The following is a 23,573-nucleotide window of genomic DNA, read 5'->3' as shown; positions in this document are numbered from 1 at the left end:
AGGTATCTTCCTGTTCTGTCAAGAAGTCATCCGGCGGGTATTTACGCCACATTCCAAACTGTTTGTATGTAAGTATGTAAGACCAATCAAAGAGAAGGGGGCATATGGATGTTTACACAAATCAACAGCGGAGGCATACGGGCTGTCCGGGGCTATGTCGTCTCCGTGGAAGCGGACGTTTCCAACGGTCTGCCGGGATTTTCCATTTCAGGCCAGCTGGCTTCCGAGGTAAGGGAATCCCAGGAAAGGGTGCGCACGGCGCTGCGCAATTCCGGGTTCCGGTTTCAGGCAAAGAAAATAACGGTTAACCTGTCACCGGCAGGCATACACAAAGGAGGGACTGCTTATGACCTGCCCATAGCAATTGCAGTACTGGGCGCTTTTGAACAGGCTGACACCCGGGAACTTAAGGACAGCCTGGTCATCGGGGAACTGGGATTGGACGGCTGCGTGAAACCTATAAGCGGCGTACTGCCTCTGGTGGATGCAGCCAGGGAATATGGGCTGAAACGCTGCTTCCTGCCCGCGGCTAATGTCAGGGAAGGAATGATGATTGAGGGCATGTCAATCATCGGGGTGGAATCATTGGGCCAGATGGCCGCCATGCTCAGACAGCCGTCATCCATAGGGCAATGCACACCATCGATGGAAGAAGGAGTATTGGAAGAGACTTATGATGTGGATTTCAGGGATATACGAGGCCAGCTGGTACTGAGGCGGGCCGCTGAAATTGCCGCCGCCGGTATGCATGGGCTTCTTATGAACGGAAGCGCCGGAACCGGTAAGACAATGGTTGCCAAAAGACTTCCCACCATCATGCCCTCCCTGACCAGGGAGGAAGATATCGAGATATCAAAGATATATAGTATCTGCGGCCTTCTTCCTCCTGACCGGCCGCTTTTATCCCGCCGTCCTTTCAGGAGTCCCCATCATACCATCACACCGCTGGCGTTGACTGGCGGCGGAGCCCAGGCGCGTCCAGGGGAGCTTTCCCTTGCATCCGGCGGAATCCTGTTCCTGGATGAACTTCCGCATTTCAGCAGGGGTGCAATTGATATTCTGAGACAGCCCCTGGAAGAACATAAGGTTACGGTTACCAGGGTCCATGGCAGTTATGAGTTCCCGGCCGACTTTATGCTGGTGGCTGCTACTAATCCGTGTCCATGCGGTTTTTACCCCGACAGGTCAAGATGCAGCTGCTCAGAACTGCAGATCCAGAGATATCTGGACCATATACCAAGGCCTGTCCTGGAGCGGTTTGATATATGTGTGGATGCCTCGCCTGTGACATATGAGGAGTTGAATGGGGCAGGAGGAACCGGGGAAGACTCCGCATCCATCAGGCGCAGGGTAGAGAGGGCCAGGAATATCCAGGCAGAGAGGTTCAGCGGCACAAGGATACGGTTTAACAGCAGGATGGGGATGAAAGAAACGCAGGAATACTGTACATTGGGTCAGGAAGAAGGTTCTTTCCTGAAAACGGTTTATGAGACAAAGCAGCTCAGCGCCAGGCGGTACCACAAGATATTAAAGGTAGCAAGGACCATAGCGGACCTGGATGGATGCGGTTTGATCAGCAGGAAACATTTATCAGAAGCATTGGGCTATGGAATGCTGGAGGAACGGTTATGGGGATAGCACAGCGATGGGATGGGATGGAGTATACCGCAGCCAGGACAGAGAGGGAAAGGGAGTTCCTTTACTGGCTGACCAGGTGCCCTGGTTTTGGCGCGGTTACGGTACAAAAGATATGGAAGCAGGCAGAAAGTTTTGAGTCCGTATATTATATAGAAGGAATGGAATTATACCGTATGGGAATCCTTTACAGTGCAAAACAATGCCCGGAATTTGATGCCTGGAAGAAACAGCTGGAGCCAATGCGGCAAGAGTATCATACCCTTGGTGAAAAGGGAATCCGGTATATTACACCCCTGGACACGGAATATCCGGAGCGGCTCCGGCATATCTATGACTATCCCATGGGACTCTATGTAAAAGGGGAACTGCCCGGGGACGGATATCCGTCGGCCGCTGTCATAGGAGCAAGGAACTGTACGTCATATGGAAAGCAATCCGCCGAATACATGGGCAGGGAACTGGCCGCACAAGGCGTACAGATTATCAGCGGGCTGGCACTGGGGATAGACGGGGCTGGCCACGAAGGTGCTGTAAAAGGCAGGGGAAAGACATTTGCAGTATTGGGCTGCGGCGTCAATATCTGTTATCCAAGAACCAATTACAGATTATTTGAGCAGATACTGGAAAATGGAGGTATCCTGTCTGAATACCCACCGGATGAAGAACCGCGGGCGCGTAATTTTCCTGCAAGGAACCGAATCATTAGCGGATTGTCGGACGTCATCCTTGTGATGGAAGCTAGGCAGAAGAGCGGTTCACTGATAACAGCCCAGCTGGGGCTGGAGCAGGGAAAAGAGATATTTGCCCTTCCGGGACGGATAACCGATGCCCTGAGCGAAGGCTGCAATTATCTGATAAGGGCCGGTGCAGGGATACTCACATCACCAGTTGATGTGCTGGAATCTATGGGCATTTTTTACGAAAAACCAATGTTTTCTTACGAAAAAGCAGATAAGGGACTTGCCAAGTTTGAAAAAATGGTGTATAGTTGCCTAGATTCCGAACCCAGGCACCTGGAACAGATTGCCATGCAGACAGGGATTCCTGTAAGCCAGTGCATGAGCACGCTTTGTGAACTGGAACTGGGTGGATTTGCACTGCGGACCAACGGTCAGTGTTATATCCGGCGGATGACACAACCATAAGCATTATTACGTATTTATCAATATATGAAGAGGGAATAAGGAGTTTTACAATGGCAAATTATCTGGTAATTGTGGAGTCACCAGCAAAAGTAAAGACCATCAAGAAGTTTCTGGGCAATAACTATGAGGTGGATGCCTCCGGAGGCCACGTAAGGGACCTTCCCAAAAGCCAGCTTGGATTTGATGCGGAACATGACTATGAACCCAAGTATATCACCATCAGGGGAAAAGGGGATGTGCTTGCCAAGCTGCGCAAGGAAGTGAAAAAGGCTGATAAGATTTATCTGGCCACTGACCCTGACCGTGAAGGAGAGGCCATTTCCTGGCATCTCATGAAAGCGCTGAAGCTGGATGAGCAGAAGGGAAAAGATGTTTACCGTATCAGTTTTAACGAAATCACCAAGAATGCGGTGAAGGCTTCCTTTAAAACCCCCAGAACCCTGGATATGAACCTGGTGAACGCACAGCAGACCAGAAGGATGCTGGACCGCATGGTTGGTTACAGAATCAGTCCCCTGCTTTGGGCAAAGGTAAAAAGAGGCTTAAGTGCGGGACGCGTACAGTCTGTTGCCCTCAGGATGATCTGTGACCGGGAAGATGAGATTAACGCATTCATCCCGGAGGAGTACTGGAACCTGGAGGCCGACCTTCTGATGAAGGGAAGCAAGAAGCCTCTGGCAGCCAAGTATTATGGTTCTAGGGATACAAAAGGAGGAAAGGCCACTATCCGCAATAAGGAGGAACTGGACCATATCCTGAAAGAACTGGAAGGCTGCACCTATCAGGTAGAGGAAGTGAAAAAGGGAGAGCGTATCAAGAAGGCACCAATCCCCTTCACCACCAGTACCCTGCAGCAGGAAGCATCCAAGGCGCTGAACTTTTCCACACAGAAGACCATGCGTCTTGCCCAGCAGCTTTATGAAGGCGTTGAGGTAAAGGGACATGGGACACTGGGTCTTATCACATACCTGCGAACGGATTCCACCCGTATTGCGGATGAGGCAGATGCGGCCGCAAGGGAATTTGTCAAGGGACATTATGGGGCGGACTACGTGGCCCAGGGTAACCAGGTGAAGAAGGAAAATGGTAAGATACAGGATGCCCATGAGGCAATCCGTCCAACTGACATTACGTTGACACCTACCATTGTTAAGGAATCCCTTCAGCGTGACCTGTTCCGCCTGTACCAGTTGATTTGGAAACGTTTCACCGCAAGCAGGATGGCTTCTGCTGTATATGAGACCACTTCCGTGAAAATTGAGGCAGGCAGCCACATATTCACAACATCTGCTTCCAGACTGACTTTTGAAGGATTCATGTCAGTGTATGTGGAAGCTGACGATGAAGAGGAAAAGAACCAGGTCCTTGGGAACCTGGAAAAAGGAATTATGCTTAAGCTGGAAGAACTTAAGCCAAGCCAGCATTTTACCCAGCCCCCTGCCCACTATACGGAGGCTTCCCTGGTAAAGGCACTGGAAGAGCAGGGAATCGGCCGTCCAAGTACGTACGCCCCGACCATCACCACCATCATTGCCAGGCGGTATGTTGTAAAAGAAAGCAAAAACCTTTATGTCACGGAACTTGGTGATGTGGTGAACCGCATCATGAAACGTTCCTTCCCAAGCATTGTGGATCCGAATTTCACGGCCAATATGGAATCCCTGTTAGACAAGGTGGCAGACGGGACCGTTGCATGGAAAACAGTGGTCAGCAATTTTTATCCGGACCTGGATGAGGCTGTCAAGATTGCAGAACAGGAACTGGAATCCGTCAAGATTGCAGATGAGGTGTCGGATGAGGTCTGCGACCTCTGCGGCCGCCAGATGGTCATAAAGTATGGCCCCCATGGAAAGTTCCTTGCCTGCCCCGGTTTCCCGGACTGTAAGAATACAAAGCCCTATTTCGAGAAGATTGGGGTACCCTGTCCCAAGTGCGGTAAGGAAGTGGTCCTTAAGAAGACCAAGAAGGGCCGCCTGTATTATGGATGTGAGGATAATCCGGAATGTGATTTCATGTCCTGGCAAAAGCCGTCCACCCAGAAGTGTCCCAACTGTGGTTCCTACATGGTGGAAAAGGGAAATAAACTGCTCTGTTCCAGCGAGACCTGCGGATACCGCACGGATAAGAAGGATCAGCCGGATAGCACGGATAAATAGAAAAAATTGTAAAACAGAACCGAAAATTATTAAAATCTTAAAATAATCGAAAACTTCAAAAAACTCTTGTTATTGCTTAAAAATTGTGTTAAAATTCAATTATTAGTAGAGTATTTTGGGGCGTTATACAAATTGGATAAGGAGGTTTTCGATTATGAGTGTTCAATTGTTGGACAAAACCAGAAAAATCAACAAGCTATTGCATAACAACAATTCTCATAAAGTGGTATTTAACGATATATGTAAGGTTTTAAGTGAGATATTGTTATCCAATATACTTGTTATCAGTAAGAAGGGAAAGGTTCTGGGTGTAAGTATCAACTCCGATGTGGATGAGATAGAGGAACTGATAGAAGACCAGGTTGGAGGGTACGTGGATAAGATGCTGAATGAACGCCTCCTCAGCGTGCTATCGACAAAGGAGAATGTGAATCTGGCTACCCTGGGCTTTGCAGAAGAGAATGTAAGGAAGTATCAGGCCATCATCACCCCTATTGATATTGCAGGAGAACGCCTGGGCACCCTGTTTATTTACAAGTCAGACTCCCAGTATGATATTGATGATATCATCTTAAGCGAATACGGAACCACGGTTGTGGGGCTGGAGATGATGCGTTCCGTGAATGAAGAGAATGCGGAAGAGACAAGGAAGGTGCAGATTGTTAAATCAGCCATCAGTACCCTGTCATTCTCTGAACTGGAAGCAATCATCCATATTTTTGAGGAACTGGATGGAAACGAGGGTATCCTGGTAGCCAGCAAGATTGCTGACCGGGTGGGAATCACCCGTTCCGTCATTGTGAATGCCCTTCGCAAGTTCGAAAGTGCCGGTGTGATTGAGTCACGTTCTTCCGGAATGAAGGGAACATATATCAAGGTTCTGAATGATGTGGTATTTGACGAATTGAAGGCAATTAAGGCCTCCAACACAAATCTGAAATAGCACCCCCATGATACAGTAATGTCAGGTCAGACCACATTATATAACATAAAAAGCCAAAACAGAACGGCAGTTTGCAAAAAACACGTAAAAGTGCTTGCAAGCTGCTGTTTTTTGTGATATATTGATAAGGCTGACAAAAAACACGTCTGTGGATTCTACGGGACGGTGCCTTGAAGTATATTGGAAACCATCATTTAACTGGGAATCAATATCCGGACAGGTCTTCCGGGAAACATGAGAAGCGGACGGAAGTGCCTGAACTTACGTGAAACGTAGCAGGCTAAAACCAAATGGAGGTAAAGAACATGAGCGTTATTTCAATGAAGCAGTTACTGGAAGCTGGTGTACATTTCGGTCACCAGACAAGAAGATGGAACCCTAAGATGGCTCCATACATCTATACCGAGAGAAACGGTATCTACATCATCGACTTACAGAAGTCCGTGGGCAAAGTAGACGAGGCTTACAAGGCAGTATCCGATATCGCTGCTGAGGGAGGCACCATCCTGTTTGTTGGTACCAAGAAGCAGGCCCAGGAAGCAATCAAGGCTGAGGCTGAGCGTTGCGGTATGTACTATGTTAATGAGAGATGGCTGGGCGGCATGCTGACCAACTTCAAGACCATCCAGAGCCGTATTGCAAGACTGAAACAGATTGAGACCATGTCAGAGGACGGAACCTTTGATGTCCTTCCGAAGAAGGAAGTCATTGAGTTAAGAAAAGAGTGGGATAAGTTAGAGAGAAACCTTGGCGGAATCAAGGATATGAAGAAACTGCCAGATGCTATCTTCGTTGTAGATCCTAAGAAAGAGCATATCTGCGTACAGGAAGCACACACCCTGGGTATTCCGTTAATCGGTATCGTTGATACCAACTGTGATCCGGAAGAACTGGATTACGTCATCCCTGGCAATGATGATGCCATCAGGGCTGTTAAGCTGATTGTTTCCAAGATGGCTGACGCTGTAATTGAGGCGAAGCAGGGCGAAGTTTTAGAAGGTGCAATGGAGATTGAGATTTCTGCAGAAGCATTTGAGGCAGCAGAAGCTTAATTAAAAAACTAAAACTTATAATTGGAGGAAAATGAAATGGCAGCAGTAACCGCAGCAATGGTAAAAGATTTAAGGGAAATGACCGGTGCCGGAATGATGGACTGCAAGAAGGCACTTGCAGCTACTGACGGCGATATGGATAAGGCCGTTGAGTTCCTGAGGGAAAAAGGACTTGCCGGAGCAGCTAAGAAGGCTGGCCGTATTGCGGCTGAAGGTATCGTGGCTACCGCATTAACCGATGACCATAAGAAAGCAGTTGTAGTTGAAGTTAACGCTGAGACTGATTTCGTTGCTAAGAATGAGAAGTTCCAGACCTATGTTGCTGATGTGGCAGCACAGGCACTTGTTACAAGCGCTAAGGACCTGGATGCGTTCCTGGAAGAGAAGTGGGCTAAGGATGAGACACTGACTGTGAAGGAAGCCCTGGCATCCCAGATTGCAATTATCGGCGAGAACATGAACATCCGCCGCTTTGAGCAGGTTGAAGAGGCAAATGGTTTTGTTGCTTCCTACATCCATGCAGGCGGTAAGATTGGTGTTCTGATTGATGTTGAGACAGACGTTATCAATGACGAAATCAAAGATATGTCTAAGAACGTAGCTATGCAGGCAGCTGCATTAAAGCCAATGTTCACCAGCAGGGATGAAGTTAGCGATGAATATATTGCAAAAGAGACTGAAATCCTTACAGCAGCAGCTAAGAACGAGAAGCCGGATGCCAATGACAAGATTATCGAAGGCATGGTTAAGGGCCGTATCAACAAAGAGCTGAAAGAGACCTGTCTGCTGGATCAGGTTTATGTTAAGGCAGAAGACGGCAAGCAGAGCGTTTCCCAGTATGTTGCTTCTGTAGCTAAGGCTAACAGCGCTAACATCAAGGTTAAGAAGTTCATCCGTTTCGAGACCGGAGAAGGCCTGGAGAAAAAGAATGAGGACTTTGCAGCAGAAGTAGCGAAGCAGATGGGGATGTAATTGATTGTCATCCTGCCACCTAAAATAGTCACTTTATGCCACAAAATGGACCATTTTTGAGGCAAAAAAAAGGATAAAATAAGGACCTAAGGTATGTAAAACCATACTTTGGGTCCTTTTTTCGTGTGCAAAACCACCCCCTGGCCCCCTGTTTCCGGCACCCACCGGGGCCATCGGCCGTCAAGCCTGGCACCGGGCCATATGCCGTTTATAATAGGGAGAAAAAGAGGGAGGCAAAGGCTGAAAACCCGCATAAACAAAGGCTTTCTGGCAGTTACGGGACTGCCTGGGGCCGGAGGGAAGGGGAGGAAAAAGGAACCAAAGGAAGAGGGAATATGTTGGATATGAGGCAGAAGCCCTGGGTCGGGAGATGGGCGGCAGGGGGCCGGGAGGCTGAAATTCTGTCATATATGTCCATTTTGTGGCAGAAAGTGCCTGTTTTACTTGGCACAACAACATAGACCCTCTAATTAAATAGAATTAATCCGAGTTTTTGCACTTAGAATTAGAATTAATCCGAGTTTTTGCATGAAAAAGGGGTCTTTTCGGCAAAAACTCAAATTAATAGGTGCAAAAACTCGGATTAATTGCAGAAACTCAAATTAATTCATGCAAAAACTCGGATTAATTGCAAAAACTCGGATTAATTCCGGAAAGGAGGAATTCAAGGATGGACAGACGGCAAATTAATGCGCTTACGGATATCGACATCCCTTCTATTAGCTTGGAGGATATCCAGTTCATGTTCGGGACTGGGATGGGAATGACCAAAGGCAGGGGAAGGGACAAGGAGAAATTCTTCCGTAAGGGGGTGCAGACAGAAATCGGTGATATCAGGGAGGACGTCTGGTATCAGCTGGCGGAGCAGGTGATTGGGCTGCATGGTGAGACATGGCTGCTTGAGGCATTGGAGACGTGGTACCGGGAGATGAAGCATTACCCAAGGCATGGTTTTGATGTGCACAAGATGGCCCTGGAGCTGCACAGCAACCGGATATTTGACAGCGAGGGCTGGGTTGATTATCTCCGCTTCAACAGGCGTTTTCGGCCGGAGGTGCTGGAGGGGAGACGGTTCCCCAAAGTCAGGGTGGATTGCTGTCAGAGGGAGATATGCGAGGTGACCGAGGAGATGATTCAGAGGGGAAGCGCCCCATGCCCGAGGTGCGGCGCCTTCCGAGATTATGAGGTCATTGAATGGCCAGGACGGGAGTAAGGAGTACATATGGATAAGACGGAGTCAAAATACAGGGATATACAGTTTTACAGTGAGAAGAACCAGATGTTGATATCAGTACATACCCGTGATGCAAAAACATATGCTGATATCCTGGAGGACAGCCCAAATGTGGCAGGATATCAATGCCTCCAGCCGTTAGACCCAGCATTCTTAGGGGAAATCTCCAGGCTGGAAATACGTCCGGATTACTTTGAGGCAGCCTGGGCGTCTGACTTTAGGATAGAAAATGCAGATGGCAGCATCAGTATAAGGGAAGTGGTTCCAGCGGAATATCTGACCAGGAGGGCATCCATTGAGAAGCTGGAGCTTTCAAGGCGGTACTGGAAACGCCTTGATGTAGATGATTGGAAGGTCGTGGTAATGGCCAGGGGAGGGGATGGCTATGTTCTATAGGATAAATGGTGAAGTATTCAGACGGCTGCTTGCCCTGGACCGTGGGGCCTGGGTTATTTCATATGATGAACCGGGGCCGCCGCGCTATATTGAAAACAGCCTCTTGGAGTCCTGTGAGAAAGCGGATATGCCGGAGGATTACAGGATTGCCCTGGAGCAGGCAAAGTATCTGACAAAGGCCGGGATAAAGCGCCTTGCCCTGATTGAACCACTTTTGGAGGATTCCAGCTGCATTACGGACAAAAAATTCCGGCTGGATATGGCCAAGAAAATAGCGAAAGAGAACGGGACAACAAAAAAGAGGGTGCTTCGCATATATTACCGGTATATGGCAAGGAACACCCTTATGGAGAAAGGGAGCCGGGACAGGAAACCTGGGGTAGACGAGAAAAACTTTGCCTGGGCCATCCGGAAGTTCTACTTCAGCGCCAAACGGATGTCCCTTAGGGATACCTATGACCATATGCTGGCAAGCCGGTATATGACGCCAGAGGGGAAGTTGATGGATTCAGCCCCTTCATGGGACAGGTTCCGCCACTATTACTACCGGCATGGGTATAACCGCTCCATCAAATGCTCTGTATCGCGGGGTGGCCTGTCAAACTACCAGAGGAATGAGCGGCCCCTGTACGGCGCCACCATGCAGTGGAAGGACAGGATAGGGGCCTTCCAGATGGATGCGACAGAGGCGGATATCTACCTGGTGTCCCGCTTTGACCGCACGGCCGTGGTGGGGCGCCCCAACATCTACATGGCAGTGGACACGGCCACGCAGCTGATTGCCGGCATCAACATAGGGCTTGATGCCGGGGAGACCGCAGTCATGGCCTGCCTGGCAAACGCTGCCTCCGACAAGGTGCAGTATTGCAGGCGCTTTGGGATTGAAATAACCCCGGAGCAGTGGCCGAACATGGGGCTGCCCGGGGAAATCATAACGGACCAGGGGAAGGAGTTCATCACCTCAAGGGTGGGGGAGCTGTGTACCATATACGGCATGGAGCGAGAGGCCCTGCCGCCGTTCCGGCCGGACGAGAAGGGGCTGGTGGAAAAGACGTTCGATGTGCTGCAGCAGAAGTACAAGCCCCTCCTGCGCGGCAAGGGGGTCATTGAGGGGGATGCCCAGGAGCGCTGGGCTACGGACTACCGGTCGCAGGCCCTTCTGAACCTGACGGAGTTTACCAGGGTCATCCTGCACTGCGTCATCTATATCAATTCGCACAGGATACTGAAGAACTTCATACCTACGCCGGAGATGTGCGCGGACCGGGTGGAGCCGATACCCGCAGCCCTTTGGCAGTGGCATGAGAGGCAGGGGAAGGCGGACATCATCCCTGCAGGCGGGGAGGACCTGTACCGGATGACCCTTCCACGGATAGTTACGAAGTTCACGCGCAAGGGGATTGTGCGTGATGGAATCAGCTATATGAACAATGAATACAGGCGGTATTTACAGGAGGTCGGGATGGATAAGGAGATTACGGTTGCCTATGACCCGTCCAGAATTGACGCCGTGTACTGGGTGAGGGATGGGAAGTATGTTCAGTTCCCGCTGGCATTGTCCTCCGCCCAGTTTAACGGTCTTTCCCAGATGGAGTATGAAATGGCCAGGGACAAGGTGAAGGGGCAGAAGAAGGAGCTGGAACAGCAGGATACGGAGGCCAGGGTCGCGGTCATCAAGAGCATCCAGGAGATAGTGGACGAGATTGACGGTGTTGAGAAGCCAAGGCAGAAGGGCGCGGAGATAAGGGAGAACCGTGCGGATGAAAGGGGGAAATTGACATGAAATATCAGGAAAAGACAGTGGTATCAGCCATATATGATAAGGTCGGCTCCGGAGGCCAGGTGTTGAACCCTTTCCTGGAAGCGATGCCGGAACTGATGGATAAGGGGAGGTTCTTTGAGAAGATTGCAAGCCTGCCGCCGATGCCCTATGACCTGGCGGAACTCAGTGGGGAGGAACGGAGGAGGCATCTGCCGGTCCTCCAGAGCGTCTATTACCCTATGGACTATATGTATAACATCTATGATACACTATACCGGGCAGTCACCACTACCTATACGACCAGGACCACCATGGAATCAGTCAGGCAGCTGAATGCCATCCATGAGGATTTCAGGGGGGACCCGGGGAAACGGCCCTTCCTTTGCCACCCAGGGGGAAAGCGGGTCCATCCTCGGCGTGCCGGGGATTGGGAAGACCTCGACCATCCGGCGGTGCCTGGACCTCATACCCCAGGTCATTATACATACCAAATACAACGGGAGGCCGTTTTACGAGAAACAGATAACCCACCTGGTGGTGGAATGCCCCAGCGACTGTTCCGTGAAGACCCTGGCATTCAACATCATTGAGGCCGTGGACCGGGCCATGGGGTCCCAGTATTATGAGGCATCCACAAGGATACGGAGCACATCCGCCAGCGCCCTGGCCACACAGGTCAAAATCATCTGCCTGAACCACCATATCGGGCTACTGGTCATTGACGAGATACAGAACGCCGTGGCCACGGCACAGAGGAATAAGCAGGTCAAGCCGCTGGTTAAGTTCCTGGTGGAGCTGACCAACGATACAAGCACCAGTATCTATTTCGTGGGCACCCCGATGGCCGAGGAACTGTTTATTTCCCAGGAGCATCTGAAGCGGCGTACCAGGGGCCTGCGGCTGCTTCCATTGAAGCCAGGGGGATTATACCGGGATTTCCTTAAAATCATATGGGCCTATCAGTTCACCCGGAAAAGGGCAGGGCTGACGGACCGGCTTGCAAACCTCATATATGACTATTCTGGGGGCATCCCGGCTTATATCTGCAAGATATTCCAGGAGGCACAGGTGCAGGCAATCCTGACCGGGAAGGAGATTATAGACGAGCCGGTCATCATGAGGGCGGTCAGGCTGCTGTCCATCGAGATACCGAAGAAGTATGCCAAAGGCTCCTATATATCCGATTTCACGGATGAGGCCGGATATGAGCCGGTTGATGATGTGGAGGAAGTAAAAGGGCCTGCAGAGGGGATGAATGGGGGCATTAAGGCCATTGCTGATACGGATGGCCCGGAAGCCTTGGAAGGGACCGTCCCACGCCTCTATGCAAAGCCCAGGGGGAGGAAGAAGGCGCAGCGTGACCCCATGGACTTATTGGAGCTGCTGAAGCTGGCCAGGTCCCCGGAAGCAATGATGTCGGCCCTGGACAAATACAACATGCTGGAGGTGGTGAAGTGCTGAATTTCTTTCCTACGCCTTATCCGGGCGAACTCTGGTACAGCGTGCTGTGCCGCTACCACATGAGGACAGGCCATACGAAATCCGCCACTACAATACAGGAGCTGTTTGACGGCAGGCTGCACGCGGCCATGGGGACATTCTACCCGACCAAGGCCATAAACGATATCCTCGGGCAGCTTCCGCCCGGATTGCTGGATATCAGGGATATCATTCTGAACCATACGTTGTTTCCCTACTTTTACCGTATCAACCCGGTAGAAAAGAAGGAACAGGCGTTAAAGGAGCTGTGTGAGGGGACAGCAATAACGCCTACATGGCTCTGGAAGACGGACAGCAGTGCCAACGGTACGTCTGAATTACGGTACTGTCCCCTGTGCCGGCAGGAGGACGTAAGCCTGTATGGGGAAACTTACTGGCATACCGTCCATCAGATTCCTTTTATGTCTGTCTGCCCGAAGCATGGATGCCGCCTGGAGCGGATACCGTTCAACCGGGGACAGGTCAACGAAAAGTTCTTTATACCAAACGAGTACTGTAAGGATATAGAGCCAAATGCTCATATAGAAAAATATGAGATGCCGTTGGCAAAGACCCTGTTGGCCTACCTGGACATGCCCCTTGGGGTTGGTCCCACAGAGGGGGTGAATAACCTTGTGCAGGCCTTCTGCAACAAGGGGTATATGACGATAGCGAAACGGTTCAACACCATCCTTGATTCCGATATGGTAAAGAAGGCGCTTGAGGGGTTCTATGGGCCGGAACTGGTCCGGCGCTGCTTTGGGGAGAAGGTCAAGCCTTATCAGCTGCGCAGGATAGGAAACTGGACGGTCCTTTCCCCGGAACGTTATGCCCTGCTTGCAACCATGATAGGGCAGGCACCCAGGACGACCTTCAGCGCAAAGCCAATACCGGACAGGATAGAGGAGAGGCTGGTGAAGCTATCCTTACAGGAAGTACCCCCTACAAAAAAGGGAATAGCAGAACAGATGAACGTAAAGCCCCACCAGCTGGACTTCCTCCTGGGCAGGTATGGCATGGAACCTTTCTGGTCCAATGCAAAAAAGGGGAATGACGGTACCGGGTCTATGAATAAATACGTCAAGGCCTATTATGACCAGGCGGGGAAAACCTGCGTTGACCAGTATGCAAAAAAGAAGGGGTTCCATGCCACATCGGAGTTTGTGCGTTACGCCCTGGACCGGATAATGGAACTGGATGAGCCTAAAACACCCGGAACAGCTTCATAGCGGTTAAAAAGCTGGGGCCGTCGGTCTCATACTCGCTTTGCTTACAGTCAAAGGAAAACTCGTACAGATAGGAACCTGTGGCAAGTATGTTGTTCACGTTGACCCAGGTCTCACCATCCTTGGTATAAGTGGCTTCTGCAATGAGCGTGGAACCGGCGTTGGAATAGGTGGACAGGAGGTAGTTCTGTTTCCCCTGGCTTGCGGCGCCCACGTAATCCAGCTGGCTGAGGGAGGAGAGGTCCAGGCCGGACTGGGTGACGGAGGCCGTTAGGCAGGAGCCGCTGGCAGCCGTGGCAATATAAGCCCCGTTGTCAATCGCGGCATTCCACCCATCAAGGACGCCGAACTCAAAATTCCCATAGGAACTGTAGAACAAGGAGAATCCCTCCGGAATGGGGTTCTCCTTTTCCCATTTGAGGGTGTCGAACAGGAAGATTGCCGTGTCATAGTAGTCCGTATACCGCTCGGCAGGGACCTGCAGGGAGATGCGTACCAGGGTTGATAAATCCCATGTGGTGTATTCAAAGCAATCTACAGCCCCCTGCTCGTAAATAGCCAGGTAAGCGCTATTGCCGTTCCTGGAAAAGCCGCCCAGGAGGCCGCCGGAGGCAGAGAGCTCCGAGGCAATAATCTCCTCGGTCACCATGTTGACGCCCGGGTCGTAGCCGCTGATATGGAAGAAGAGGGTGGCGCCGTCGGCCGGGTTTATGTAGGCATCCGCCCCCTGCCGTATCACATGGGTCCATTTGGCCGGGGCCGACATGGTAAGATTGATGCCCTCGGCCGCAAACTGCACGGTCTCAATGTCAACGGCCGGCGTCTGCTCGGCTGGTGTGGCAGGGGGCTCCACGTAGGAGGGTAGGTTTGCATTGGTGGAGGAAAGGAAGGAGTATATCAACGCAAAGAGGACAGCCAGCACAACACAGAGGGCCATCCAGTTTTTAGGGTTCCGTATAAAATCACGCATAAAAAAAATCACCGCCTTTCATCCAGTATGTCAGGATGAGGGCGGCGGCCCTTTTACAGGATGGAAAGGACCTACCTGTGCAGATTAGATTAAATTCAAATTTTTATCAATATATGCCCGGACAATGTCCCAAAATCCATTATAATCATTATGTAAGGCAATCTGGCTATTCAGGTTATCGTATTCCTCATTGTAACCATCTTCGTCTGAATCGTATAATTCCTTCGCGTGCTTTAAGATATCAGCTTCCTGTTCGGCACCACATTGTTTAAGAGCATTTAGGATTTCTGCATACCTGCTACTTAAATTGCCGCTTATAATATCGTCTAATCCATCCATCTGTAAAGCGGTATCATAATCAATAATCGAAATCACATCTGCTACAAAGGGTGGATATTGGTTTAAAATTCTATAAACTTCTGGCTCTGAATAAATATCTGCCATAGCCTGTAAGAAGTCATCGCCTGATAAATTTTGTTTAAATGCCCTATCAATGAAATTCACTATTTAATCTCCTTGTAATCCCGATTTGTCCTTTACTTCACTCTACCGTTTGCAAAATAAAATATTATAAACCCGTTCAGTTATATATAGTTTTCATTTAGGATTCTATTCTCCTTATGTTTAAATCGTCAGCTTGCAAATGGAAATTTGCGTTAGTCAATGATTACTTTTACAGATGAACATTTGCCACTATTGCATTGGCTTTCAGAAACACTGCAAGCAGCAATTCCCAATGTGATATTCAACAATGCTTTTAATATAATTTTATCTCCAGCTTCAGAAATAGGCTTTTCTACTGAGATATTGCCGTTAGTATTGATTTTCGTGTGCATAAATAGATTGACAGGTGTAATAATTGGCCGTTGTTCTTTAAGGGCATTATTGATATTATCGAAACAGTTTCGATGTCCTTTACCATTATGGTAGAAATAATCATACATTTCTGGTCGGCAACATGGGTGTAATAAATCATGTTCGCCAACATCATCAGAAAGGACTTCCATCATAGGTGTATATAAGTTTGTATAAATAGTATCCCCAATTTTTAATTTCAAAGATTCATTACAGTCAATCGTCACTCCGGTTGAAAGAAATTCATTTGGTTTATCCGTCACTTCTGCAAAAAAATCAACCACTTGACCGCCCTCAATGTCAACCACTGTAATATTTTGTCCTTGCTGAACATCAATTTTTATTCCTGAACACGCTGGTATTATATACTCTTTGCTCATTATTCTCGCCTCCATCAATTCCAATTTTCCAGTTTGACAAACTGAAATTACTCTTCGACTTTATTAAAAATGACCGTTTGCTCTTTCATAGATATTTTACCAACTTGATAACCATACTCCGTTAGTTCTTTTTTATATTTCAAAAATGAATGGTTTATGGCTATGCCTGCAATATCAGCAATTTCATCAAAAGTCAATTTAATAGATTGGCTTCCGTTTTTCTGTACATATTCCCATAGGGCATTATATTTGCTCATTGTTCTTTGTCTACTTTTAATATAACGATTAGTTTACAGGCTCACCATAAACCATTCTGACAAATCTATCATGCCATTTCAATGCGCCTAATTTCCATCTGGTTACAGTCCATTCTGCCCGTTGGTATTTCTTTTTCATGACCAGAAGCTCAGCGTCTGCTTGTTTTTCTGTGAGGAAGCATGGGCTTTCGATTATGTCTATCTCATCTAGGTCTTCATTTGTGTTCCACCCTTGAACAGTCCATAGGAAATCAGATGTCCTGCTGTTAAAATCGCCAATAACGTTCTTCTTCGCGATACGGTATGTACAGGGGAAATCGCAGAACCCTTTTATATTTTTAAGATAATGCTGGGCAGTATCCTCAGCCTGTTGTTCAGTTTCAAATAGGCCAATATAAAAATCCTCTGAGTAATTATCATAAGATAATTCCGGGTCAGTCAATATCAGCAGAAATAGCATAAGAGCTCCTTTTTAAAGCGATATAGATTTCTTTATGGAATTTACCAGTCAGAGAGCAGTATCCATTATATATTCCTGTTATTTGACATTTATGAGGGAATTTTCAAGGTTGCCCACTGCTTCGTAAATACCTTGATATGGCTGTTCCACAAAGTATTTTCCGCTATTAACATAATAAAAAACAGTGGTTGTCCCATCATTACTTTCTATGTTTATCGTTCCATATTCATCTTCTGACGGAAAATCCTGCACGGATTCCTTGTTGGTTGCTTTTCCTATGGAGATGGCTGAAATAATCTGTTTGATGCTTTCGGAATTTTCGTAAGACATCTGCCTCCCATCAATCAGTTCGATATTTATGGAGCAGATATCATCAACAGTGGGAAGAATAATCGGTTCAGCCGTGTTTCTTCTGCAACCTGTAAGACAGAGAAAAGCACTGGTAATGGCGATAAGTAATTTTACAAGCTTTCTATTCATATATTACCTCTTTTTTATGTTTTAGCCGCTACTTTGTGGTAAGGGTATCTACGTGCGACAGGCTATTGAACCCTGCAAAACACCTTAGGCTCATCCAACGCTACCACATCAATTATGTGGCTTTGCGTGTATATGCCGTAATGCTTTCATTCTCCGGGATAGAACATCCCATCGTCAAGCTGGCAGGCGTCCGTTGAAACCATAAGATAATCCAGTAATTTCGACTTTTCAAAAACAATCATGAATTTTCCCGAACGTATTTCATCCGCATCATAGGAACAGAATGATTCATTGCGCACTTGATACAGGATGTAATTTTCAAAAATGATTTCAAAACTCTGTTCTGGGTTGGCTTCGATTGGTTTGCAGTGGGACAGTATTTGTTCTAAAGCTGTGTTTTCACAGACTTCATGCACGTCTGCGCAGCCACCTGTTGTGGCGCTCATGATGGTGATGTGCAGTTCATTATCATCTGCTTCCTCCAGTTTGCAGAGAAAGGGGGCGTGTTTTAATTGCTCTAGTACAATGCTGACTTCTGAAAAAGGGACATATTTTTCCATGGCTTATTTTCATCTCCTGATAAATTCTATTTCATTCACATCCGGCAGAGAGGGGAGAGGGTGTTCAATCCGCCATTAGTCCCATAGGTCCAATATGTCAAAATCGGTACACTCTAAGTCCTTAATCTTTCCCCAGTCCCTTTCTAAAACAATCCCATCAACCTGTTGGGCTTTATACAGCTCATCCAATGATTCATAATTATATTCGCCGCTTGCTTTTTTTGGATTGCCGCATCGTTGGAAAGAGCAATGGTCATCATAAATTATAATCATGTATTCATTCGGGTTGTCATGAAAGCATAAGCGTAATTCTGATTCAAAACCATACTCTTGGATGCTTATTAGTAACAATCCCTTTATATCCTCAAATGTGTAATTGGTCATTTTATCCACCATATTTTTCGGCTGCCAGTCAACACGATAAGGTGCTATTTATCTGGAAATTCTTTAATAATATGTATTTCCCCAATAATATGCTCATTAAATTCATCTAGCTTTTCGGCTGGGACCCATAACTCCTTATGTTGCGCGCCCCCGACCTGATGGACTTCAAACTGTCTGCAATATTGGTCGTCTACCTCAAACTTTGTGACATAACCTCTGTGGTCCTCGTTATATTTCACATTCCAGCCGGAAGCAATCTCTATTGCGTACTGTTCATTCAGGACAGGATAAAAAATGGGCTGTTCCGGTAATCGTTCTACTTAGCTCCTTGACAAACTGGAAGTTGAAACGGAGAATTATTCACACAGTTCTTTACGGAGACTTTCACAGTCCTGTGCCATTTCTTGCATATCCTCGTCCGGTACCATCTCATGGAGGTCATAAGTCAGCGGGTCTTTAGCAAAGTCAGCCAGTGCCTTGTTTATAGCTTTTTTTTCTTCTTGGGTGAAAGTAATACGGACAATATTGCCATTCTCATCATTCAATAGTTCCCCCAAAGACACGCTGCCATTCATAGAGCACTCCAGCATTAGGGCTGCCAAATCAGTAAACAAATCAATAGCAAAGTCAAACTCATGTGCTCTGCCGTCATGGCCTTTGTACTCAAGTTCTACGTCTGTTGTGTGAAAGTTCCAGTTTAGCTTATCTAAGCCAGTGTCCGCAAATATTTCGCTGAGAGGTATTTCGGCTTTCTGTTTATCAATTAAATAATCCAGCAATGTTAGGCTGTCATCCGTACCCCCGATATAATTACCCCAGTATTTTTCAATATACATTTTGTATTTCTCCTTCAATACCGATTTTTCTCTCTGTTCAACTCCCCGATAAATGGGAAGTTACTTATGCGTCTGCATATATTCAGCCTTTACTTTATCAATCGTTTTACCGCCAATGCCAAAATTTTTATCTGGTAATTCTTTAATGGTAATTGTAAAAAATTCTTTTGGTACTTTCATGATTTCAGAAGATACCTCTGTTAAACGCTTTATCAACTGTTCCTTTTGTTCATCAGATAAAGCTCCACTTTCCACTGTAATATAAGGCATTTTGTTCTCCTCTCAAATTCCGATTTGTGCTGGCAGGTATCCAACGCAATGATGTCGATTCCGTTTTGAACCATCAGAAACAGGTTCTTATATTAAGTTCATTCTACCATAATACGGATATTTCGTCCATGTCATCCCACCACAGAACAAAGACTTTGACAGTGGGATATGAAAAAAGCAATAGGCTGCCCTCATGTTGATAGGAGAGCAGCCTGTTGCTTTATGTTTGCGTATGATTGGCTATGTAGCTGTAGGAGTCGTCCTGGCTGCCCATGGCCTTTGAGACCGTTTCCTCATGGTCCTGGGAGGTCTCATGGCAGCGGAACTCGGAAAAGGATTCTCCTTCCTGCCTGTGGATTTTGCTGTGCAGCTTCCTGCCGGTTTTCCTGGGGCGCTTAGGTTTGAGCTCTTTACGCGAGCGGCGTTTGATGACCCCAGGAGGCTTCCGGTCCGCCGGGCCATCCGTATCGGCACCGTGTACGCCATGTGGAAACCAGCAGCAATCCCGATGAGGCAGCCCAGCAGGAGCAGAGTGAAGAGTGTGACGGTATATCCTGTGACCATGTTGTCCTCCTTCCTATACGGCGGCAATAGCAGCTTCCAGCTCCTCGGCCGTGGTGGCGGATTCTGCCCCGGCTGTGATGCCTTCCACGTCAGCGAAGAAGTCCCTCAGGCTCTCGACCTGGGAGGAAAGTTCCATGTCCATATCAAAGTCGTCAGTTTCCATATCCAGGCTGGTTTGGATATCCGGCGCCGCATCGCTGATATGCTGGTCAACCGCATTGTCTGCTTCAGGAATCTCAATGTCCTGGGGTTCCGTCTCAAAGCGGTCAACATCCTGGCCAGCGTAGGATTCGCCGATTTGGGCAAGGGTGACGTCAAACCCATGGAAGATGTCGCTCAGGGTTTCCGCGATGTCGCAGATACGGTCCACAAAGGAATCATTGGATATCCCCTCCAGGCGTTCACAGATAGACTCTTTGATGGCCTCGGAATCTGCCTGCCATTCAGGGTCAAACCTGTCATTCAGGTAATCTGCTACATGCTCAATGGGGGAGAGCTGGGATTTGATTTTGTCAAAGTAGCTGTCCATGAGCATGTTCCCCACGAAATCCCAATCTCCCTCACAGATGGCTTCCACCAGGTCCACCAGATGTTCCGCCTGGTAAGTTATGCTGCTGATGGCGGCGTCTTCAATGTCGCTGAAGGCATCGGCCAGGCGCTCAATGGCATTGGCGTCTACATCCTTATCCTCGTCCTTTGCCTCATCCTCAATCTCCTTGACCTTATCGGCAAAGGCGGAGAAGAAGTCCTGTTCCGGGATTTCCCCTGCATATTTGTCCAGGAAATCTTCCTTCAGGGAGAACGTGCCATCAGGCCCCTGGTCAATGAACCGGTCCAGGGCTTCCCGGATTTCCTCATAACCCACAGATTCCTCCTCAGAGGCCACAATGACGGCGTCATCTTCATCAGGGGGTGAATCCGGTACTGTTCCTGCCATATCCGGTATGTCGTCTGCAGCTATGGCGTCAGGTTCGTGTGTATCCACATTATCATCTGTCTGGATATCCACATCCGGGGTTTCTTCCGGCCGGCTGATGTACACGGTTTCCAGCATTTCCTCTGTGAATCCCATCTTCCCGGCCATACGGTCAAAGGCTGCCAGCTTATCGTCGTCGCTGACATCCGGGTTACTCAGGAGCGCTAAATAAGTGTCGGTCGTCTCCATGCGCTGGTCAATGGATTCAATGGTTGCCTTCATCCCATTATAGTCAGCCAGGACATCCGCCACATCGTCCCCAAGGTTTTCATAGAGCCAGTCCGGCTGCAGGTCGAATTCCTGATACCCAAGGTACTGGATATCATTGGTGATGTTGATTTTCTGGTAATAGCCCTCTGTCTGGAGTCCATAGATGGATTCCTGAATATGTTCCAGCTGTGCGGATTTCCAGTCTTCCTCAGTCACGGGCGTAGGACCATCGTAGGGGAGCGGCTTATAGGCGTCCATATCAGCAGAGATATAATCCTCATCCGGCCCCAGGACCTCATCTTGATAAGTATCTATGTCAACATAGGGATAGCCCTGTGCTTCCTCAATGATTTCCTCATCAAAGGGGGACGGGGGAAGTTCTATGCCGATATCTTCATCCTCAATATCAGGTTCCGTCTGTGTATCTATTTTTTCGGTATCAGCAATTACCTGTGCGTCTGTGTCAGCCTGGGCAGTTTGGGCATCTGGTTCCCTGGAAGATTCCATATCGGCGGCGCCGGTGTCTAAATCCAGAGGCTTATCCTCTTGGGTGCCCACGTTATCCTCCTGGCTGTCCGGATTGGCTTCCAAGTCCTCTGGTTTGACCTCTACATCATCCGGGGCTCCGGCTTCCAGGGAGGAGAGGGCGCTGCTGATTTTCTCAATATCCTCTACGCTTAGGCCATAATCCTCGTTGCCGGTCCGGCCGCCGGCATCCATGTCTGCCCGGAGCACGACGGCCAGGGAGGAGTCCACATCCGTGGCCCCTGAGGAACAGACGGCCTTCGCCTGTGAGTATCCCTCAATGGTAGCCTCCAGCTTTTCGGCCCGGGCGTCCATTTTTTCAACGGCAGAGGCCAGTTTTTCCTTTGCCTCCACAATGTCCACCAGGTTCTTTTCGTACGATTCCCGGGTGCTGACATCCTTTGGGGTCATGGATTCGGCCGGGAGGCTGTCAATGCGCTCAATGCCGGCCTTCAGTTCTTCTTCCTTTGCAGGGAGGGCTTCGATTTTTTCTGTATACGCTTCAATGGTTCCTTTGATATCAGGTATCTGGTCCTTCAGGTATGCCGCATGCGCGTCAAAACCTGCCAGGGTGCGTTCCGTGAAATCCGCCTTGACCTTATCCGAAACCAGTTCCTTGTATTCCTCTACAGTAATGCCTTTGCCCTGGGCAGCGGCCTCAACCATGGGCGTATTATACCGGAAGCTGGAGATATCAAGGCTCCTGAAGTAGTTTGTGGGCTCTTTTTCCGTGGGGTCAACATCGCTGGCTACCACCTTGCCGAAGGGGTCTACGAGATAGTGGTCATCGTTGAATTCCACCAGCCGGATATCCGGGATGCGCAGGGTGCTTGCCTCACTGTCAATGGTCACGGTATCCGTGACGCCACGGCCGGTTTTCCAGACGTCCATGCTGATATCGGACATCTTCGGGTCCGGGGCCTTGGTCATGTCCACGCCCATGTAGTGTCCGGCCAGGGGGTTTTTGCTGTCAATCCCGAGTTCTTTTAAGTCCACGTTGCGCCCATAGACAAGGCCGTCATCCCGGACAGTGCCGCTTGCGTCCCTTACCAGGTCGGGGCGGTCCACCTTGGGCGGTTCAGCTTCTATATCCAGTTTTTCCTCCACGGTGGTCCCGGTATCCACCTTTGCCGGGAAATGTTCGTCGAAATAGGTGCGGACTGCAATCTCCACCATGGATTCCCACACATTGCTCCGCGTCAGCTCTATGATGTTCATGGCGATGTCGCCGCCGGAGACAGGCCGCCCTTTGTCGCCATCCTCGCCGGTCTTATAGGCCTCGATGTTCAGCTCCAGGCGCTCCAGGACCACGAAGGTATTGCGGAACAGATATTTGTCCTTATCCGAATCATAGCATTCCTTCAGGGACTAATAGCGGCTTATCTCCGGTTCGGCAGGGGGCTCTATATCCATTGAGGGGGTGTCTACCCGCGCCTCCAAATCTATGCCGGCAAGCTCGGCGACCTTCTCACTGATGATTTCCTGGATGGGCTGCTCAGAATCCCGTGCTTCCTGGGCAATGCCGGTACAAAGTTCATCGGCGGTTTCCTCACCGTAAACCTCCTTCAGGGCGTCTACAATGGCTTCACTGATGACCTCCCCGAACTCTGTGAAAAGTTCCTTATCTTCCTCGGGTATATCCGCATCGTGGTTATCATCAGCTGTGGTCTGTTCAGCACCTTCGTTAGCCGTAGGCTCTATTGCTGCCTCATCGGGTGTATCTACAATGGCGTCGCTTTCCGGTTCAGCCTTAATTTCGTTTAGATTGGTTGATTCGTCCATATCAGCACCTCCTTTTGTCCAGTATGTACGAAGTTCTCCAGGCGCGGGAATCTGACATACT

23 protein-coding genes are annotated in these 23,573 nt (G+C 48.8%); 11 read left to right on the top strand and 12 right to left on the bottom strand.

Translation table 11 applies throughout. The annotated features are described in order from the left end of the window. Positions 1–108: 108 nt before the first annotated feature. The 11 genes from MCJ35_RS10870 (at position 109) to MCJ35_RS10820 (ending at position 14,006) form a co-directional block, all read left to right on the top strand. Positions 109–1,638, top strand: a complete 1,530-nt coding sequence (locus MCJ35_RS10870; protein WP_120055813.1) for a YifB family Mg chelatase-like AAA ATPase — start codon at positions 109–111, stop codon at positions 1,636–1,638. Next, the gene (gene dprA / locus MCJ35_RS10865; protein ID WP_025487139.1) at positions 1,629–2,783 is read left to right on the top strand and encodes a DNA-processing protein DprA; all 1,155 of its coding nucleotides are present in this window, start codon (positions 1,629–1,631) and stop codon (positions 2,781–2,783) included. The genes MCJ35_RS10870 and dprA overlap by 10 nt, the downstream gene beginning before the upstream one ends. A 50-nt stretch (positions 2,784–2,833) precedes the next feature. After that, a complete protein-coding gene (gene topA, locus MCJ35_RS10860; protein WP_025487140.1) occupies positions 2,834–4,939 on the top strand; it encodes a type I DNA topoisomerase in 2,106 nt (701 codons plus the stop codon). 154 nt (positions 4,940–5,093) lie between these two features. Next, complete coding sequence (gene codY, locus MCJ35_RS10855) at positions 5,094–5,882, top strand: GTP-sensing pleiotropic transcriptional regulator CodY (protein WP_008716353.1); 789 nt, start codon at positions 5,094–5,096, stop codon at positions 5,880–5,882. 305 nt (positions 5,883–6,187) lie between these two features. Continuing rightward, positions 6,188–6,934: a 30S ribosomal protein S2 gene (gene rpsB, locus MCJ35_RS10850; RefSeq protein ID WP_025487141.1), complete on the top strand. Its 747-nt coding sequence runs from the start codon at positions 6,188–6,190 to the stop codon at positions 6,932–6,934. A 36-nt stretch (positions 6,935–6,970) separates the two neighbouring features. Continuing rightward, complete coding sequence (gene tsf, locus MCJ35_RS10845; protein WP_008716349.1) at positions 6,971–7,906, top strand: translation elongation factor Ts; 936 nt, start codon at positions 6,971–6,973, stop codon at positions 7,904–7,906. A gap of 670 nt (positions 7,907–8,576) precedes the next feature. Further along, positions 8,577–9,119 carry a hypothetical protein gene (locus MCJ35_RS10840; protein ID WP_025487143.1) on the top strand — a complete coding sequence of 181 codons (543 nt, stop codon included), beginning with the start codon at positions 8,577–8,579 and terminating at the stop codon, positions 9,117–9,119. Positions 9,120–9,128: 9 nt separating this feature from the next. Then, a complete protein-coding gene (locus MCJ35_RS10835; RefSeq protein ID WP_025487144.1) occupies positions 9,129–9,536 on the top strand; it encodes a hypothetical protein in 408 nt (135 codons plus the stop codon). After that, positions 9,526–11,319, top strand: coding sequence for a Mu transposase C-terminal domain-containing protein (locus MCJ35_RS10830; RefSeq protein WP_051400718.1), 1,794 nt, complete (start codon positions 9,526–9,528; stop codon positions 11,317–11,319). The genes MCJ35_RS10835 and MCJ35_RS10830 overlap by 11 nt, the downstream gene beginning before the upstream one ends. Before the next feature lie 321 nt (positions 11,320–11,640). Next, positions 11,641–12,759, top strand: a complete 1,119-nt coding sequence (locus MCJ35_RS10825) for an AAA family ATPase (protein ID WP_162158559.1) — start codon at positions 11,641–11,643, stop codon at positions 12,757–12,759. After that, positions 12,753–14,006 (top strand): TniQ family protein, encoded by a 1,254-nt coding sequence (locus MCJ35_RS10820; RefSeq protein ID WP_025487146.1) that lies wholly within the window; start codon positions 12,753–12,755, stop codon positions 14,004–14,006. Before MCJ35_RS10825 ends, MCJ35_RS10820 begins: the two co-directional genes overlap by 7 nt. Here the strand turns inward: MCJ35_RS10820 and MCJ35_RS10815 are convergent. From MCJ35_RS10815 to MCJ35_RS10760, 12 genes are all read right to left on the bottom strand, one after another. Then, positions 13,981–14,973 (bottom strand): hypothetical protein, encoded by a 993-nt coding sequence (locus tag MCJ35_RS10815; RefSeq protein ID WP_155858519.1) that lies wholly within the window; start codon positions 14,971–14,973, stop codon positions 13,981–13,983. The genes MCJ35_RS10820 and MCJ35_RS10815 overlap by 26 nt on opposite strands. A gap of 84 nt (positions 14,974–15,057) precedes the next feature. After that, positions 15,058–15,477, bottom strand: coding sequence for a DMP19 family protein (locus MCJ35_RS10810; protein ID WP_008716338.1), 420 nt, complete (start codon positions 15,475–15,477; stop codon positions 15,058–15,060). 152 nt (positions 15,478–15,629) lie between these two features. After that, a complete protein-coding gene (locus MCJ35_RS10805) occupies positions 15,630–16,208 on the bottom strand; it encodes a DUF1989 domain-containing protein (protein ID WP_025487149.1) in 579 nt (192 codons plus the stop codon). Positions 16,209–16,255: 47 nt separating this feature from the next. Beyond that, positions 16,256–16,465, bottom strand: a complete 210-nt coding sequence (locus MCJ35_RS10800; protein WP_008716336.1) for a hypothetical protein — start codon at positions 16,463–16,465, stop codon at positions 16,256–16,258. A 28-nt stretch (positions 16,466–16,493) separates the two neighbouring features. After that, complete coding sequence (locus MCJ35_RS10795) at positions 16,494–16,925, bottom strand: hypothetical protein (RefSeq protein ID WP_025487150.1); 432 nt, start codon at positions 16,923–16,925, stop codon at positions 16,494–16,496. Between the two features lie 78 nt (positions 16,926–17,003). Continuing rightward, positions 17,004–17,405 (bottom strand): DUF5301 domain-containing protein, encoded by a 402-nt coding sequence (locus MCJ35_RS10790; RefSeq protein WP_008716334.1) that lies wholly within the window; start codon positions 17,403–17,405, stop codon positions 17,004–17,006. Positions 17,406–17,551: 146 nt separating this feature from the next. Next, positions 17,552–17,965: a hypothetical protein gene (locus MCJ35_RS10785; protein ID WP_025487151.1), complete on the bottom strand. Its 414-nt coding sequence runs from the start codon at positions 17,963–17,965 to the stop codon at positions 17,552–17,554. A gap of 75 nt (positions 17,966–18,040) precedes the next feature. Continuing rightward, positions 18,041–18,349 carry a hypothetical protein gene (locus MCJ35_RS10780; protein ID WP_025487152.1) on the bottom strand — a complete coding sequence of 103 codons (309 nt, stop codon included), beginning with the start codon at positions 18,347–18,349 and terminating at the stop codon, positions 18,041–18,043. Between the two features lie 356 nt (positions 18,350–18,705). Further along, the gene (locus MCJ35_RS10775) at positions 18,706–19,185 is read right to left on the bottom strand and encodes an imm68 putative immunity domain-containing protein (protein WP_008716330.1); all 480 of its coding nucleotides are present in this window, start codon (positions 19,183–19,185) and stop codon (positions 18,706–18,708) included. Between the two features lie 60 nt (positions 19,186–19,245). Then, positions 19,246–19,455 carry a 4-oxalocrotonate tautomerase DmpI gene (dmpI, locus tag MCJ35_RS10770; RefSeq protein WP_008716329.1) on the bottom strand — a complete coding sequence of 70 codons (210 nt, stop codon included), beginning with the start codon at positions 19,453–19,455 and terminating at the stop codon, positions 19,246–19,248. 577 nt (positions 19,456–20,032) lie between these two features. Further along, complete coding sequence (locus MCJ35_RS10765) at positions 20,033–23,041, bottom strand: hypothetical protein (protein ID WP_025487154.1); 3,009 nt, start codon at positions 23,039–23,041, stop codon at positions 20,033–20,035. 57 nt (positions 23,042–23,098) lie between these two features. Next, positions 23,099–23,512: a hypothetical protein gene (locus MCJ35_RS10760; RefSeq protein ID WP_025487155.1), complete on the bottom strand. Its 414-nt coding sequence runs from the start codon at positions 23,510–23,512 to the stop codon at positions 23,099–23,101. Positions 23,513–23,573 lie beyond the last annotated feature (61 nt).

Source organism: Enterocloster sp. OA13 (genome assembly GCF_022440595.1).
GTDB classification, from domain to species: Bacteria; Bacillota; Clostridia; order Lachnospirales; family Lachnospiraceae; genus Enterocloster; species Enterocloster hominis.
The sequence above is the reverse complement of the archived record's forward strand: the minus strand, read 5'-3'. Positions and strand labels throughout refer to the sequence as shown.

Coding starts and splice junctions, on each gene's coding strand:
- MCJ35_RS10840 (WP_025487143.1), top strand. CDS start 8,577: ATGGACAGACGGCAAATTAATGCGCTTACGGATATCGACATCCCTTCT.
- MCJ35_RS10780 (WP_025487152.1), bottom strand. CDS start 18,349: ATGACCAATTACACATTTGAGGATATAAAGGGATTGTTACTAATAAGC.
- MCJ35_RS10795 (WP_025487150.1), bottom strand. CDS start 16,925: ATGCTATTTCTGCTGATATTGACTGACCCGGAATTATCTTATGATAAT.
- MCJ35_RS10830 (WP_051400718.1), top strand. CDS start 9,526: ATGTTCTATAGGATAAATGGTGAAGTATTCAGACGGCTGCTTGCCCTG.
- tsf (WP_008716349.1), top strand. CDS start 6,971: ATGGCAGCAGTAACCGCAGCAATGGTAAAAGATTTAAGGGAAATGACC.
- MCJ35_RS10760 (WP_025487155.1), bottom strand. CDS start 23,512: ATGGACGAATCAACCAATCTAAACGAAATTAAGGCTGAACCGGAAAGC.
- dmpI (WP_008716329.1), bottom strand. CDS start 19,455: ATGCCTTATATTACAGTGGAAAGTGGAGCTTTATCTGATGAACAAAAG.
- topA (WP_025487140.1), top strand. CDS start 2,834: ATGGCAAATTATCTGGTAATTGTGGAGTCACCAGCAAAAGTAAAGACC.
- MCJ35_RS10785 (WP_025487151.1), bottom strand. CDS start 17,965: ATGGAAAAATATGTCCCTTTTTCAGAAGTCAGCATTGTACTAGAGCAA.
- dprA (WP_025487139.1), top strand. CDS start 1,629: ATGGGGATAGCACAGCGATGGGATGGGATGGAGTATACCGCAGCCAGG.
- MCJ35_RS10800 (WP_008716336.1), bottom strand. CDS start 16,465: ATGAGCAAATATAATGCCCTATGGGAATATGTACAGAAAAACGGAAGC.
- MCJ35_RS10870 (WP_120055813.1), top strand. CDS start 109: ATGTTTACACAAATCAACAGCGGAGGCATACGGGCTGTCCGGGGCTAT.
- MCJ35_RS10805 (WP_025487149.1), bottom strand. CDS start 16,208: ATGAGCAAAGAGTATATAATACCAGCGTGTTCAGGAATAAAAATTGAT.
- rpsB (WP_025487141.1), top strand. CDS start 6,188: ATGAGCGTTATTTCAATGAAGCAGTTACTGGAAGCTGGTGTACATTTC.
- MCJ35_RS10815 (WP_155858519.1), bottom strand. CDS start 14,973: ATGCGTGATTTTATACGGAACCCTAAAAACTGGATGGCCCTCTGTGTT.
- codY (WP_008716353.1), top strand. CDS start 5,094: ATGAGTGTTCAATTGTTGGACAAAACCAGAAAAATCAACAAGCTATTG.
- MCJ35_RS10835 (WP_025487144.1), top strand. CDS start 9,129: ATGGATAAGACGGAGTCAAAATACAGGGATATACAGTTTTACAGTGAG.
- MCJ35_RS10790 (WP_008716334.1), bottom strand. CDS start 17,405: ATGAATAGAAAGCTTGTAAAATTACTTATCGCCATTACCAGTGCTTTT.
- MCJ35_RS10775 (WP_008716330.1), bottom strand. CDS start 19,185: ATGTATATTGAAAAATACTGGGGTAATTATATCGGGGGTACGGATGAC.
- MCJ35_RS10825 (WP_162158559.1), top strand. CDS start 11,641: ATGAGGATTTCAGGGGGGACCCGGGGAAACGGCCCTTCCTTTGCCACC.